General features: G+C 66.4%; 16 protein-coding genes. 5 read left to right on the top strand and 11 right to left on the bottom strand.

Going from position 1 to position 14412, the window contains the following annotated elements:
• Positions 1 to 27 precede the first annotated feature (27 nt).
• The 3 genes from BVH73_RS02765 to BVH73_RS02755 all read left to right on the top strand — a co-directional run bounded on the left by BVH73_RS02765 (position 28) and on the right by BVH73_RS02755 (position 1884).
• The gene (locus BVH73_RS02765; RefSeq protein ID WP_079415877.1) at positions 28 to 354 is read left to right on the top strand and encodes a DUF3817 domain-containing protein; all 327 of its coding nucleotides are present in this window, start codon (positions 28 to 30) and stop codon (positions 352 to 354) included.
• The gene (locus BVH73_RS02760; protein WP_079415875.1) at positions 351 to 776 is read left to right on the top strand and encodes a CopD family protein; all 426 of its coding nucleotides are present in this window, start codon (positions 351 to 353) and stop codon (positions 774 to 776) included. The genes BVH73_RS02765 and BVH73_RS02760 overlap by 4 nt, the downstream gene beginning before the upstream one ends.
• A 100-nt stretch (positions 777 to 876) precedes the next feature.
• Entirely contained in the window at positions 877 to 1884 is a 1008-nt protein-coding gene (locus BVH73_RS02755; protein ID WP_079415872.1) for an NAD-dependent epimerase/dehydratase family protein, read from the top strand.
• A gap of 43 nt (positions 1885 to 1927) precedes the next feature.
• Here BVH73_RS02755 and BVH73_RS02750 read toward each other — a convergent pair whose 3' ends face one another.
• Positions 1928 to 2401: an Lrp/AsnC family transcriptional regulator gene (locus BVH73_RS02750; RefSeq protein ID WP_079415870.1), complete on the bottom strand. Its 474-nt coding sequence runs from the start codon at positions 2399 to 2401 to the stop codon at positions 1928 to 1930.
• Positions 2402 to 2600: 199 nt separating this feature from the next.
• Between BVH73_RS02750 and BVH73_RS02745 the strand changes: the two genes are divergently transcribed.
• Positions 2601 to 3533, top strand: a complete 933-nt coding sequence (locus tag BVH73_RS02745) for a DMT family transporter (protein ID WP_079415868.1) — start codon at positions 2601 to 2603, stop codon at positions 3531 to 3533.
• Positions 3534 to 3806: 273 nt separating this feature from the next.
• Positions 3807 to 4817, top strand: a complete 1011-nt coding sequence (locus BVH73_RS02740; RefSeq protein WP_218919045.1) for a heme-binding protein — start codon at positions 3807 to 3809, stop codon at positions 4815 to 4817.
• Between the two features lie 65 nt (positions 4818 to 4882).
• On the opposite strand, the gene minE is transcribed toward BVH73_RS02740, so the two are convergent.
• The 10 genes from minE to BVH73_RS02690 all read right to left on the bottom strand — a co-directional run bounded on the left by minE (position 4883) and on the right by BVH73_RS02690 (position 14399).
• Complete coding sequence (gene minE, locus BVH73_RS02735; RefSeq protein ID WP_079420267.1) at positions 4883 to 5140, bottom strand: cell division topological specificity factor MinE; 258 nt, start codon at positions 5138 to 5140, stop codon at positions 4883 to 4885.
• Positions 5141 to 5154: 14 nt separating this feature from the next.
• Complete coding sequence (gene minD, locus BVH73_RS02730) at positions 5155 to 5967, bottom strand: septum site-determining protein MinD (protein WP_079415866.1); 813 nt, start codon at positions 5965 to 5967, stop codon at positions 5155 to 5157.
• A 19-nt stretch (positions 5968 to 5986) separates the two neighbouring features.
• Entirely contained in the window at positions 5987 to 6769 is a 783-nt protein-coding gene (gene minC / locus BVH73_RS02725; RefSeq protein WP_079420265.1) for a septum site-determining protein MinC, read from the bottom strand.
• A 96-nt stretch (positions 6770 to 6865) separates the two neighbouring features.
• The gene (locus tag BVH73_RS02720) at positions 6866 to 7546 is read right to left on the bottom strand and encodes an ABC transporter ATP-binding protein (protein WP_079420263.1); all 681 of its coding nucleotides are present in this window, start codon (positions 7544 to 7546) and stop codon (positions 6866 to 6868) included.
• Between the two features lie 49 nt (positions 7547 to 7595).
• The gene (locus BVH73_RS02715; protein WP_079415864.1) at positions 7596 to 9113 is read right to left on the bottom strand and encodes a SulP family inorganic anion transporter; all 1518 of its coding nucleotides are present in this window, start codon (positions 9111 to 9113) and stop codon (positions 7596 to 7598) included.
• A gap of 280 nt (positions 9114 to 9393) precedes the next feature.
• Entirely contained in the window at positions 9394 to 11241 is a 1848-nt protein-coding gene (locus BVH73_RS02710; protein WP_079415862.1) for a polysaccharide biosynthesis protein, read from the bottom strand.
• A complete protein-coding gene (locus BVH73_RS02705) occupies positions 11238 to 12818 on the bottom strand; it encodes an aminotransferase class I/II-fold pyridoxal phosphate-dependent enzyme (protein WP_079415860.1) in 1581 nt (526 codons plus the stop codon). The genes BVH73_RS02710 and BVH73_RS02705 overlap by 4 nt, the downstream gene beginning before the upstream one ends.
• Positions 12819 to 12852: 34 nt before the next feature.
• Positions 12853 to 13326: a type II toxin-antitoxin system VapC family toxin gene (locus BVH73_RS02700; RefSeq protein WP_218919044.1), complete on the bottom strand. Its 474-nt coding sequence runs from the start codon at positions 13324 to 13326 to the stop codon at positions 12853 to 12855.
• Positions 13289 to 13504 carry a type II toxin-antitoxin system Phd/YefM family antitoxin gene (locus tag BVH73_RS02695; protein WP_079420261.1) on the bottom strand — a complete coding sequence of 72 codons (216 nt, stop codon included), beginning with the start codon at positions 13502 to 13504 and terminating at the stop codon, positions 13289 to 13291. The genes BVH73_RS02700 and BVH73_RS02695 overlap by 38 nt, the downstream gene beginning before the upstream one ends.
• 244 nt (positions 13505 to 13748) lie before the next feature.
• On the bottom strand, positions 13749 to 14399 hold the full coding sequence (locus BVH73_RS02690) for a NeuD/PglB/VioB family sugar acetyltransferase (protein WP_079415856.1): 651 nt from the start codon (positions 14397 to 14399) through the stop codon (positions 13749 to 13751).
• Between the last annotated feature and the right edge of the window lie 13 nt (positions 14400 to 14412).

The following is a 14412-nucleotide window of genomic DNA, read 5'->3' as shown; positions in this document are numbered from 1 at the left end:
TGTACGAGCTTTGGGAAGAATGGCTGTATGAATCTTCAAGATGCTGAGCACAAAGTCAGTGGCCCATCGCGCATCACCGAGCCGCGCCTTGCAATACTTCGTGGGCTATGCCTCGCGGAGGCGACGACGCTTCTGGCGTTGCTCCTTGTCGCGGTCCCCATGAAACATTTGGCGGGATACCCGATTGCTGTGTCGGTCATGGGGCCCATCCATGGGTTTGTATTTCTGGTGTTTGGATGGCGGGTTGTGCAGGCTATGGCGGCCGGAGACATTTCGGGGCGGACAGGTGCAAAGCTGATCGTTGCAGCGTTCGTGCCCTTCGGTGGCATCTACAGTTGGCGGGCACTCCGATGACATACCTCTGGATTCAAAGCCTGCATATCGGTGCAGCTCTCGTCTTCACTGGCGGCCTCATGCTCCTGGCTGTTGTGGTGTCCGGAGGGAGTTTGGAAGGTGGGGTTCTACTGCCATGCGAGAAGCGCATCGGGTTTGCCGTGCTTCAGTGGGACCGCAGGGTGACTGTGCCGGCCTTGGCGATCGTTTGGGCAACCGGCCTGGGCCTCGCGGTATGGGGGGGATGGCTGAGTCAGGGATGGCTGACGGGCAAGATCGGACTTGTTGTGGCCCTGTCTGCAATGCACGGCATCCTGACGGCGACTCTACGCAAGCGTATGGAGAATGAGGTTCCACCAAAATCGTCTTGGTTGCGCTACAGCCCTGCTGCAGTCGCTGTGTGCTTGGTGGCCATTGCAGTGCTGGTCATGGTTAAGCCGTAATGCAAGCAGCGCGAGGCACCGCCCTTGCGGCCGACATCGTGGCGATCCGAGATGGCGCCCTGCAAGCCGCATTCGCGTCTGAAGAAAATGGCAGGCCAAGATGAGAATTCTTGTGTCCGGCGGGACGGGTCTGCTTGGCGGCCGCCTGATCCCGAAGCTTGCGGATGATGGTCACCAGATCTTTGCGCTGTCGCGCTCGGTGTCCTCTCGTGTCAGGCTGAGTGCCATGGGCGCGACGCCGATTTCCGCGGATCTGGAAGCGGATGCACCGCTGACCTTGCCGGAGATCGACGCAGTCGTCCATGCAGCCGCCTTGTTCCGTTTTTCGGGCCCTAGAAAGCCCATCTTCCGTACCAATGTCGATGGGACTCTCGCGCTACTGAAAGCCGTCGGGAATGCCGGTGCGAAAACCTTTGTCCACATCAGTGCGGCAGGTGTCATTCAAGACGTCGTCGGCACGCCGATCCGAAATGCGGACGAAAGCGCACCCACATTTCCGAACCACTTCTCTGCATATCTGGCCAGCAAGGCACAGGCTGAATCGCTGGTACTGGCGGCCAACAAGCCCGGCTTTCGCACGATCGCGCTACGCCCGCCGGCGATCTGGGGGCCTGGCGATACTTTCAGCCGCCAGATCCCCGATGCGATCAGGTCCGGTCGGTTCGCTCTCGTTGATCGCGGCGACTATCCCTTTTCAACCTGCCACGTCGACAATGTGGTGGAAGCTATCAAATGCGCGCTTGAGCGCGGCGATGGGGGTCACGCCTTCTTTATCGCAGACCAGGAGCGGTTGACGTTTCGCGAGTTCATCGCATCGCTTGCAAGCGTGCAAGGGCTCTCCGTCGACAAATTGCGGTCAATGCCCTATTGGCTTGCAGTGACTGTGGGCGGCGTGATGGATGCGGTGTGGGCGACTACGCGCAGAGACGGTGACCCGCCGGTATCGCGATCGATGATCCGCATGATCGGGCGGGAGTTCAGCGTCAACGATGCCGCTGCACGCCGCGAGTTGGGCTATGTCGGCAAGACCTCGCGCACCGATGGTCTACGAATCTACACGACAGGCGATCACTCATGCCAAGCAGTCGGGTCAGGTTTGGCTCCATAGATTGCCGCCCTCAAACGCACCGACTGATGCCGTCTTTCACGGTTCAACCCGTCGCCAGGCCAGATTCCAGCGGAAGCGCGCCGTTGCTTTTCACGGTGCGGATGGCGAAGCTGCTGTTGATGTCCTGAACGGCGGCCAGGGCCTGGAGGCTGCGCACGAAGCGTTCGTAGCCCGACAGATCGGGCACGACGACTTCGAGCAGGTAGTCGAAGGCGCCCGAGACGACGTGGCACGCCACGATGACGGGCAGGGCCTCGATCTCGCGCTCGAAGGCGCGGACGGCGTCTTCGCGGTGGTGTTGCAGCCGCACGCTGACGAACACGGTGGTGCCCAGCCCCAGGCGCTTGCGGTCGAGTTCGGCGCGATAGCCGCGAATGAAGCCTTCCTGTTCGAGGTGTTTGACGCGGCGTGCGCAAGGCGAGGGCGACAGCGCCACGCGCTCGGCCAGTTCGGCGATGGTGAGGTTCCCGTCGGCCTGCAAGAGGCGCAGCAGGGCGAGGTCGGTGGAATCGAGCATGATGTCCGGGGCGCGTCGTCCAAGCCGCTCGGGTCTTCGCGAGACCCTGGGGGACGTTGCTTTGAGGTTTGATTTTTCGGATTTTGCTATCAAACGAGCGAAAGCAACCCGAAATACTTTCCGCGTCGATGAAAATCGCCTTCTTTCGCCGCATTCGGGGCCAGACAATGAGGTCATTGACAATGGCTTCATCCACCCCATGTCCGCCTACACTCCCGCCCCGCACCGGCCTTCGCTGGATTCCGCCCAGGCCTCCACGTCCCTGGGCTTTGTCGCCCTGGCGGTCACCGTCTGCATCTGGGCCGGTTTTTTCGTTTCCCTGCGCGCGGGGGCGCAGGCGCATCTGCCCGTGGCGGAGCTTGCGCTCTTGCGCTTCGGTCCGTCGGGGCTGCTGTTCGCTCCCTTGTTGTGGCGGCGGCGCCGCCGCGTCTGGGCGGTCGGCGTGCCCAGCCTGATGGCCATGATCGTGGGCGCGGGGCTGCCCTATTTTCTGATCGTTGGGGAAGGGTTGCGTTTCGCGCCGGTGAGCGACGGCAGCACCCTGGTTCCGGGCACCATTCCTCTGGCAGTGGCGCTGCTGCTGCACCTTCGCGGCCAGCCGACAGCCCTGCCGCAGTGGAAGGCGCTTGGCGTCATCGGCGTGGGCGTGCTGATGATGCTGGCTTTCTCGTTCTGGCATGGCGCGCCGGGGTTGTGGCGCGGCGAGCTGATCTTTCTGCTTTGCAGCCTGCTGTGGGCCAACTACACCGTGGCGCTACGCCACAGCGGGCTGACGCCGCTGGAGGCGGCGGCCCTGTTGTCCACCGGCTCCCTGCTGGGTCTGCTCGCGTGGTGGCCGTTCTCGCCCGAACTGCGAGGCCTGCAGGCGTTGCGTGCGCTGCCAGCGCATGCGCTGTGGATGCACGGCCTGATTCAGGGCGTCGGCGTCGGGCTGATCTCGACCTTCAGCTATGGGGTGGCCATCACCCGTCTGGGGGCGCAGCGTACCGCGGTGGGCGGCGCGCTCACCCCGGTTCTGGCGACGGGGCTGGCCTGGCTGATCCTCGGTGAGTGGCCTCAGCCCGTCGCGCTGGCGGGCATGGCCCTGATCGTCTTCGGCGTGGTGCGGCTCAACCGACGGTCGGCATCCTGAGCATCGCAAGTCCGCTACGTTGTGAGGGTTCGGTTTTGCCCGGAATTCCCTCGTTCTCTGGTGCCAATTTCTTGTGATCGCGCCGCGACTGTGTGAATTTATGAAACTAATGTAAATGAATGCCACCCGGAATGCGTGGTTGCGGACAGTTCGAGGCGAACTAGTCTTGCCGCTTGCAGGCGAGAACTGTTTTGGTCGTTGCCGGTGCGCCCGGGCTGGCGTCTGCATCAATGCGTTATGGGCCGGCGTTTCCTCGATCTAGGGAGAATAGCCATGAAGATGGACGTCAAAACGATGACCGACCTACGAGTGGGCGGTCGGCGACTCTATACCGCAGTAGCCAACGACCCGGAACTCGGACCACTGAACCTCCTGCCGGGAAAGTGGGTCAGCAAAGGGCGCGGCTGGAACATGATTGCCTTGCCCTTCGCGGCCACGGGAGCTGCGCCGTTTCGTCTGCTGCTCAATCAGTATGACGAGGAACTGAACTTCACCCTGGTGGACAAGGCGGTGCCCAACCGGGGCATTACCGATGGCGCGCCGCGCGCCGAGAAGGACCAGTTCGTCGTCACACTCGACTATGAACAGGAAATCCGGCAGGTTGCATCGGTGGACTCACCCGTGAGCGGTAAGGCCGGCGATCCCGGCCTGGCCATTCATCACGAGCCGGGTCTCTGGCTATACATGACCAACCATGTGGAAAATGAGATCGACGTCGGGCGTCTGGCCACCATTCCGCACGGTAATTCGGTGCTTGCGCTGGGAACCTCTGACCTGTTGGAGAAGCCCGACACCGCCACCCTCATTCCCGACATCAGCGGGCTGCCGATCGGCATTGGCAATACCGACATCGACGATCCCAACAATCGCTACCTTGGGCCGTACAAGAGGTTTCATGATGCGCCCTTCAAGGGCACGGCCGCGGCGGTACCGGGTTTCCCGGGCTTCGATCCGGTGGCTCCCAACGGCTTGCTCAAACTTGCGCTCGATGGGCTTGAAGTCAAACGCACCACAGTGCTGTCGGTGGACACCGCCACGCAGACAGGCGGCATCGTCAACATTCCGTTCATCGTTCAGCAGGCCGATGCCCAGCGCATGGTCGCCACCTTCTGGATTCATGAACTCGATCAGTGCAGCAAGGACAAGAAAGAAGGCAAGTCACCCTATGTGCTGCAGTACCTGCAGGAGGTTGCCCTGGATTTTCTGCCGCGCACCGACGGTACGCCGGGCTTGATCCGCTGGCCGCACATCAGCATCAATACGCTCGACAAAGTCTGGCAATGATGAGGTGCCACTCTCTGCGCTTGCAAGTGCAGAACGTGGCACGAGTGGCTGGATTTCGCGGCGCGCTACGCCCGCGGCGGAATCTCGATCTTCACTTCCAGCACTTCGAGCGTGTCCTGGCGTTCGAGCTTGACCTGGATGTCGTTGCTGTCGATCTTGACGTATTTCGAGATCACATCCACCAGCTCGCGCTGCAGCGCGGGCAGCCAGTCGGCCGGGGCGCCGGCGCCGCCGCGTTCATGGGCGAGGATGATCTGCAGCCGCTCCTTGGCGACCGTGGCGGTCTTCTTTTTTTCGCCCAGCAGAAAAGAGAGGAATGACATGGTGCGCGCCTCCTTCAACCGCCGAACAGGCGCTTGAACAGGCCCGGCTTCTGATAGTCGGTGAAGCGCATCGGCTTGTCTTCGCCGAGGAAGCGGGCCACCACGTCCTGATAGGCCTCGGCCACGTCGCTGCCGGTGAGGTGGATGGCCGGCGTGCCCTGGTTGGAGGCCTGCAGCACCGATTCGCTCTCGGGAATCACGCCGATGAGCTGGATGCGCAGAATGTCCTGGATGTCGGTGAGCGACAGCATCTCGCCGTCGCTGACGCGCTTGGGGTTGTAGCGGGTGATGAGCAGATGCTCGCGGATCGGCTCGCCGCCTTCGATGGCGCGGCGGGTCTTGCTCGACAGCATGCCCAGAATGCGGTCGGAGTCGCGCACCGACGAGACTTCGGGGTTGGTGACGATCAGGGCTTCGTCGGCGAAGTGCATGGCCATCAGCGCCCCGCTCTCGATGCCGGCCGGCGAGTCGCAGACGATGTAGGTGAAGCCCATCTGGTCGAGCTCCTTGAGCACGTTTTCCACGCCTTCCTTGGTGAGGGCGTCCTTGTCGCGGGTCTGCGAGGCCGGCAGGATGAACAGGTTGTCGCACTGCTTGTCCTTGATCAGCGCCTGGGTGAGCTTGGCTTCGCCCTGGATGACGTTGATGAGGTCGTACACCACGCGGCGCTCGCAGCCCATGATGAGGTCGAGGTTGCGCAGGCCGACATCGAAGTCGATGACGGCGGTCTTGTGGCCGCGCAGGGCCAGGCCGGAGGCGAAGCTGGCACTGGTGGTGGTCTTGCCCACGCCACCTTTGCCGGAAGTCACCACGATGATTTTCGCCATGAGTTCTGTCCTTAGAGAATTATTTGAGAGGCAGGGGTTCGATCAGCAATTGTTCGCCCTGCAGTCGCACGGTGGTTGGCTGGCCGCGCACCCCGGCAGGCAAGTCCTGTTCGGCGGTGCGGTAGATGCCGGCGATGGCGATCAGTTCCGGCTCGAAGCTGGTGCAGTAGATCCGGGCCGTGGTGTTGCCGCGCGCGCCGGCCAAGGCCCGGCCGCGAAGGGCCCCGTAGATGTGCACATTTCCCTCGGCCATGACCTCGGCGCCATGGCTGACCACGCCTTGCACGATGAGATCGCCGGGGGAATACACCCGCTGGCCCGAGCGCAGCGGCCGGTCGATGAGCACTGTGGGCAGCAGCGTGGGCGTGTGGTCCTTCGCCGCCGTGGCAGCCGGGGCGGAAGTCTCTGGCTTGTCCGCGGTGTCGGGGCTGGAGGCCGCGTCCGTCGCATCGGCGGCGGGTTCGGCGCTCTCGGCGGGTTTGCGGGTGTCGCGGCTGTCGAGCAGGGGCAGATCGCTGGTGGCGGCCCAGGCCTGCTGCGCGGCCAGCGCCACCACGCCGAAGGGCCGCATCTTGAAGCGTCGAAGCAGGGCGGCGAGCTCGTCCAGCGGCAGGGCGGCATCGTCGGCCAGACGGCGCAGGTCGATGGCGACGGCCTCGCCCGCGAAAAACTCGGGCGCGGCATCGAAGCGCTGCTGCAGCGCCTCGGTCAGCGCGGCGAAGTCGGGCGTTTTCACCACCAGGTGCACAGCGTCGATGGCGCCGCTGCGGAGTTCAAACAAGGTGGTTTTGGAACGGGACATGGACGAACGAGGCGACTGCAGGGGCGAGAGAAAAAACAACCCGATCATCGTAATGGATCGGTGCGGTCAGCCGTCGATGCGCGCCCGGGCTTGCTCTCAGGCGTCCTGCAGCACGCCGTTGACCAGCCGAAGCTGGCGCTGGCAGCGCGCAGCCACCGAGGCGTCGTGCGTGACGATGATGACGGCGTCGCCCTGCGCGCGCGCCACGTCGAGCAGCATGTCCAGCGCCACCCCCGAGGCTTCGCTGTCGAGATTGCCCGTGGGCTCGTCGGCGAGCACGAGCTGCGGCTGCGTGACCAGCGCGCGGGCAATGGCCACGCGCTGGCGCTCGCCGCCCGAAAGCTCGCCCGGGCGATGCTGCAGCCGCGCGCCCAGGCCCATGCGCTGCAACATCTGCGTGGCAACGGCGTGCGCCTGTTCGGCCGGTGCGCGGCGGATGCGCAGCGGCATGGCGACGTTGTCGAGCGCGCTGAATTCCATCAGCAGGTGATGGAACTGGTAGACGAAGCCGACATGCGCATTGCGCCACTCGCCCTGCGCCTTGGGGCTCATCTGCGCCCAGTCGCTTCCGCAGACCTGCACGCGGCCGCCGTCGGCCCGGTCGAGGCCGCCCAGCAGGTGCATGAGCGTGCTCTTGCCCGAGCCCGAGGCCCCGATGATGGCCAGGGTCTGGCCGCCGTCGAGGCGCAGATTCACGTCCTTGAGCACGTCGACGGGCTGCGGCCCTTCGGTGTAGCGCTTGCGGACCTGTTCGGCCAGCAGGATGGGTTGGGGCATGGCGGAGGAGGGATCAAAGCGGCTCATGCTAGTTCAACCCGGCTCGGCGTCACGCCAGCTTGTTGTCCGCGACGTGATAGCGCGGGTCTTCGAGCAGATTGACCTCCACGCTGTCGCCGGCCTTGTCGAGCAGTTCGCGGCAGTCGGGGCTGAGGTGGCGCAGGTGCAGACGCTTGCCCTCCTGCCGGTAGCGTTCGGCCAGACTGTCGATGGCGACGATGGCCGAATGATCCTTCACCGTGGCGTGGGCGAAATCGATGATCACATCGTGCGGATCGGTCTTGGGCTGGAACAACGCCTGAAACGACGCCGCGCTGGCGAAGAACAGCGTGCCTTCGAGGTCGTACACCTTCCAGCCCTGCGCGTTGGTCGAGGCGGTCGCGTGCATGCGCTTGGCCTGTTCCCAGGCGAAGACCAGCGCGGCGATCACCACGCCCAGGACCACGGCGACGGCCAGATCGGTGAGCACGGTCACCACCGTGACGCCGACGATGATCAGCGCATCGGCGCGGGGCACTTTGCGCAGCACCCTCAGGCTGCCCCATTCGAAAGTCTTTTCGGCCACCACGAACATCACGCCGATCAGCGCCGCCAGCGGAATGCGCTCGATCCATGCCGACGCGAACAGAATGAACGACAGCAGCGCCAGCGAAGCCACGATGCCCGACAGCCGCTTGAGCGCGCCGTTGTTCACATTGATCATGCTCTGGCCGATGAGCGCGCAGCCGCCCATGCCGCCGAAGAATCCCGTCACCACATTGGCCGCGCCTTGTGCCATGCACTCGCGGTTGGGCCGTCCTCGGGTGTCGGTCATTTCGTCGATCAGGTTGAGGGTGAGCAGCGATTCGGTCAGCCCGATGATGGCCAGAATGAGCGCGTAGGGCACGATGACCTGCAGCGTGTCGAAATTGATCGGCACGCTCGGAATGTGAAAGCTCGGCAGGCCGCCGCCGATCGAGCCCATGTCGCCCACGGTCTTGGTCTGCAGCCCGAAGAATTCGACCAGCCCCGCCACGATGAGAATGGCCGCCAGCGGCGAGGGTATGGCCTTGGTCAGCCGTGGCAGCAGATAGATGATGGCCATGGTCAGGGCGATCAGCCCGATCATGGTGAACAGTGGCACACCCGTCATCCAGTGCAGGGCACCGTCCGGTCCGGGGCTTTTGAGCTGTCCGAGCTGGGCGAGAAAGATCACGATGGCCAGCCCGTTGACGAAGCCGAGCATCACCGGGTGCGGCACCATGCGGATGAGTTTGCCCAGCCGCGCCGCGGCAAACAGCATCTGGAACACCCCCATCAGCACCACCGTGGCGAACAGGTACTCCACGCCGTGGCGTGCGACCAGCGCCACCATCACCACTGCGAGCGAGCCGGCCGCCGCCGAGATCATTCCCGGGCGCCCGCCGAACACCGAGGTGATGAGCGAGACGATGAACGCGGCGTAAAGCCCGGTCAGGGGCGAAACCTGCGCCACCAGGGCGAAGGCGACGGCCTCGGGAACCAGCGCCAGCGCGACAGTCAGTCCGCTCAGGACATTGGTTTTGATCAACGCGGTGTTTTCAGACATGGCAGCGGCCACACCCAACGAGGGCACAGCATCGTGAAACCGTGGAGGACGGCAGGGAAACGAAAGGGGCGAATCGGAGGGGGTGACTCGCCGAGGGGCAGCGTGACCGACCCTGGCTCAAGGAGCAGGCCGGCGGCTTGCCGACGAAGCGCCGCAGTCTACCAAGTACGGCCGGAAGGCGTGAACCGGGCCTATGGAGGTGGCATGCAGAGGGATGAAGGGCTCATGGGCAAGGGCGTGCTGCGGTGGGGCGCGCAGCCTCAAACTGCACCGTGCCGCATCAATGCCCCCCGAGCTGCGGGGCGTACTCGGGCACCAGTGCGTGCAGCGCGGCCTTGATCTGCGCGGGCGATTCGGCGCCGCTGGCGGCAATCCAGGCCTGCAGCTTGATCAGGTCGAGCGCCTCCATCTCGGCCTGGCGGGCGACGCGAAGTTTGGGGTGGGGCGTGGGCAGGGTGGTTTCGTCGTCGGCGAGCAATTCCTCGTACAGCTTTTCGCCGGGGCGCAGGCCGGTGAAGTGGATGGGAATCTCCTCTTCGGTCTTGCTGGAAAGCCGGATCATCAGCCGCGCCAGATCGACGATCTTCACCGGCTCGCCCATGTCGAGCACGAAGATGTTGCCGCTTTCTCCCATCAGCCCCGCCTGCAGCACGAGCTGCGCGGCTTCGGGAATGGTCATGAAATAGCGCACGATCTCCGGGTGGGTCACGGTGACCGGCCCGCCCGCGGCGATCTGCGCCGCGAAGCGCGGCACCACGCTGCCGCTGGAGCCCAGCACATTGCCGAAGCGCACCGCGCAGCAATGCGTGTCGGGATGCTGCGCGGCGTGCGCCTGCAGCGCCAGCTCGGCCAGCCGCTTGCTCGCGCCCATCACATTGGTCGGGTTCACCGCCTTGTCGGTGGAGATGAGCACGAAGCGCTGCGCCCCGCAGGCGGTGGCCGCGCGTGCCGCGCCCAGCGTGCCCAGCACATTGGTGCGCAGCGCCTCGATGGCGTTGTCGTCTTCCATCAGGGGCACATGTTTGTAGGCCGCGGCGTGCAGTACCACGGCGGGGCAATGCCGCTTGAACAGGTCGTGCAGCCGCTCGGGCTCGCGCACGTTGGCGGTGTAGTAGCGCACGGCCAGTTCGGGAAAGCGCGCCTTGAACTCCTGCTCCAGCGCATAGATGGCGATTTCCGACGCGTCGATGCACACCAGTTGCCGCACGCCGAAGCGCGCGATCTGGCGGCACAGCTCCGAGCCAATGCTGCCCCCCGCGCCCGTGACCAGCGCCACCTGCCCGGCGAGCAGGCTGGAGAGGCCGCGCACGTCGAGCTGCACGGCGGCGCGCCCCAGCAGGTCGGCCAGCTCGACCTGGCGCGGCGCCTGGCCGCCGCCCCCGCTGCCGCCGCCTTGCAGCCAGTCGTCGGCGCGCGGCAGGGTGAGCAGGGCAAGGCGAGCGTCGCTGGCCTGCAGCAGCAGCTCGCGGCGCGCCGGGCTGCCGGGCTCGCTGGCGATCAGTGCGTGGCTGGCGCCCTGCGACTGCGCCACCCGGGCCAGATCGTCCACACTGCCGGCCACCCGCACGCCCTGCACGCTGCGGCCCACTTCGTCGCGGTTGGGGCTGATGAGCGCGGCCACCTGCCAGCCCTTGCTGGAGCGCAGGCTCTGCAGTGCCCGCGCGGCGTCGTCGAGCGTGCCCAACACCAGCAGCGGCTTGCCTTGCGCGGTGGAGCGGGTGAGGCGGCCTTCGGCCCAGATGCGCGCGGCCAGCCGCAGGCCGAGCAGGGCGACGCCCGCGAACAGCGGGTGCAACAGCACGATGGAGCGCGGGAAATTGGGCAGGCGCAGCAACAGCAGCACGGCCGCCAGCGCCAGCGCCGCCACGATCATGGCCGAGGCCAGACGCTTGAACTCGGGCACGCTGGTGTGCCGCCACGGCGTGCGATACGCCCCCAGCCCGGCCAGCGCCGCCACCCACACCGCGGCGGCCAGCGGCGTGCTGATCCACAGAATCTGCGCCAGGTTGGCCGGCGCGTCGTTGCGCAGCAGGCTGAAGCGGAAGACGAAGGCCAGCAGCCAGGTGAAGGCGACGAGCAGGGCGTCGGCCGATGCGGGGCGCCAGGGTGCCCGGGTTGCAAAACTCATGCGACGCTCCGCCAGCTCAAGCCCAGGCCGCGCGTCACCAGTTCGCACACCCGTGCGCGCTGCGCGGCGCTCATGTTCGAGCCCGAGGGCAGGCAGACGCCGCCTTCGAACAGCGCGCGGCTCACATCGTGGGGAATGGGTCCCGAGGGTCGGCCAGCCGACCCGCCCCCCGAGGGGGTCAAGGAAACTTGGGGCGGCCCGGCGTTTCCTTGGGCGGCATGGGCGAAGTAGCGGCAGCCCGCGTACAAGGGCTGCAGATGCATGGGCTTCCACACCGGCCGGGCTTCGACGTTGTGGCGCTCGAGAAAGTCGAGCAGGGCATCGCGGCGCGCTTGCGCATCTTCGCCTTCAAGCACGAAGGCCGACAGCCAGCGGGTGGAACGATGGCCCTCGGGCTCGGCCATCCAGCGCAGACCGGGCACGGCGCCAAGGGCGTCGCGGTACTGCGCGAACACCTCGCGCCGGCTTTGCACCCGCTGGTCGAGCACCCGCAACTGGCCGCGGCCGATGCCCGCCAGCACATTGCTCAGCCGATAGTTGTAGCCGTCTTCGATGTGCTCGTAATGCCGCGCCGGTTCGCGTGCCTGGGTGGAGAGCTTGCGGGCGTGTTCGATCAGCGCCGGGTCGTTGCCCACCAGCATGCCGCCGCCCGAGGTGGTGATGATCTTGTTGCCGTTGAACGAAAACACCGCCAGGTGGCCGAAGCTGCCGCTGGGGCGCCCGCGATAGGTGGCGCCCAGCGATTCGGCCGCGTCTTCGAGCATGGGCACCCCAAAGCGTTCGAGCAGCGGGGCAATGGCGTCCATCTCGGCGCTCTGGCCGTAGAGGTTGACCACCACGGCGGCCTTCGGTTGGATGCCTTCTGCACGCAGCGCCTCCAGCGCGGCGGCCAAAGCCTGCGGCGACAGATTCCAGCTCTGCGGCTCAGAGTCGATGAACACCGGCGTGGCGCCGAGCTGCTTGATCGGATTGGCGCTGGCCACGAAGGTCAGGCTGGAGCACAGCACCACGTCGCCCGGCCCCACGCCCAGCAGGCGCAGGCCCAGATGCAGCGCCGCCGTGCCCGAACTCGTGGCCGCGGCGTGCTGCACGCCCACGCGCGCCGCCAGCTCGCGCTCGAAGGCGTCCACATGGGGGCCGAGCGGGGCGATCCAGTTGCTGGTGAAGGCCTCTTGCACCAGCGCCACCTCGTCGTCGCCCAGATGCGGCGACGACAGATAGACGCGCTGGCTCAGCTCGCGCCGCGTGACGAGATCGACCGCGCGCCCGCCCGCGTCCACCACCGGCACATGGTCGATGCGCTGTGCGTCCATCAGCGCCAGCACGTCGCGCTGGCTGGCCTGCAGGCTCACCGTATGCGGCGCGTGGGCCGTGGGCAAGGCGGATAGCGGGGCTGTGGACGGCGTGCCCGCCAGCGCGGCGCGGCGCAGGTCGCCGTCGGTCACGGTGCGCAGCAGGCGGCCCTGGTCGTCGGTGACCAGCAGAATGCCCTGCGCCGTGGCGTCGAGCCGCGCCAGCGCGTCGTGCAAGGTGGCGGTGGGGGGCAGGCAAAGTTGGGAGAGTGGGAGATGAGGCATGGCAGCGGGCAATCAGACGGCAATCAGATGGCAATCAAACAGGAACCACGCGCAGGCCTAGGGCGCGCGCCGCGCCACACTGGCGCGCATCGGCTGAGATGAACACCTCGGCCTCGCAAGCCAGCGCGGCGCCGATGTGCAGCGCGTCCATGCCGCGCAGCGGGTGGGCTTCGAGCCCGCGCACGGCGTGGCCGACGACGTCGGGCGAGGTGTCGCAGACCAGGGCATCCTCGATGTCGGCGAGCAGGTCGGCCTTGACGGTGCGGTACTGCTGCGCGTCGATGCGACCTTCGCGCAGCAGGTGGTTGAAGGCGGAGATCAGCTCGGGCACCGCGATGACCGACAGCGCGAGCACGCTGGCCGCATCGCACCAGCGCAGCACCTCGGCCGAGCCGGCTTCGTCGACATAGCGCTTGGCCAGAGCCGAGGAATCGAAGTACACCCGCATGGTGCTGGAGACGCCGCAGCGATCAGCGTTGGTCGAGAATGACGCGGCTGATCTGCTCACCCGAAATCTGCAGCGGGCGGGCCTCGCGCCGCTTCCAGGAGGGCACTTGCGGCGCCACCGGGTGAATCTCGGCGATGGGCTTGCCCTTGCGCAGCACGCGCACGGTTTCGCCGGCTTCGACCAGGTCGAAAAACGCGCGGGCGTGGTTGCGCAGTTCGGTGAAAGTGGTGTCGCGCATGGCAGGGCTCCGGGTGAAACTCAGATTGTTCATGAGGACGCGGGATGATGGCGCGGTGGTTTGGGGACGGATTGGACTGCGGGCGGCAAGCCCATAGCCCAAGCTATGGGCGCGAAGCACGGGGGCCAAGACGCCTCAAAACACCCGCCAGCCCCCGCGTAGGCCCGGAGGGCCGCCAATGGGACAATCTGGGTTGAATGTACAGCGAAGTGTACATCGCGTCCCAGTGGACGAATCTCCTGGTTCAGGCGCTCGCCTGCGCCAGAGGCCGTGCCGGCACGCCGGCCCAGGCCTCGCCATCGGGCAGGTCTTGCAGCAGCACCGCGCCCGCGCCCAGCGTGGCGCCCGCGCCCACGCGCAGATTGCGCAGCACCGTGCTGCCCGCGCCCACCAGGGCGGCTTCGCCCACCTGCACCGCGCCGCCCAGCTTTACGCCGGGGGCCACATGCGCCCAGGCGCCGATGCGGCAGTCGTGATCGACCACCGCGCCGTGGTTGACGATGGCCCCGAGCCCCAGCTCGGCCATGGGCCCGACGACGCACTGCGCCGTGATCAGGCAGCCCGGCGCGACGCGCGCCGAGGCCGCCACGCTGGCGCTGGGGTGCACGATGGTGGCCAGCGGCCCGAGGGACGCCAACTGCGCCGCCTCGTCGCGCCGTATGGCGTTGTGGCCGATGGCCACATGCACCGCGCGCGGGCCGGGCAGGGCGCCGACGTCGTCGATGGAGAGCACCGGCACCCCGGGCAGCAGTTCGCTGCCCCAGGTGGCCGCGCTGCGGTCTGAGGCGACCACGCGCGCAAACGCGCCGCTCAACAACGCCGCGTCGGCCGCCACGCGGCCGTGGCCGCCAGCGCCAAACACGATCAAGACAGGTTTTTCGGAGGATGCAGACATGAGGGCTTGGTCC

It is taken from the genome of Thiomonas intermedia, assembly GCF_002028405.1.
In the GTDB taxonomy this organism is placed as follows: Bacteria; Pseudomonadota; Gammaproteobacteria; order Burkholderiales; family Burkholderiaceae_C; genus Thiomonas; species Thiomonas intermedia.
The sequence above is the reverse complement of the archived record's forward strand: the minus strand, read 5'-3'. Positions and strand labels throughout refer to the sequence as shown.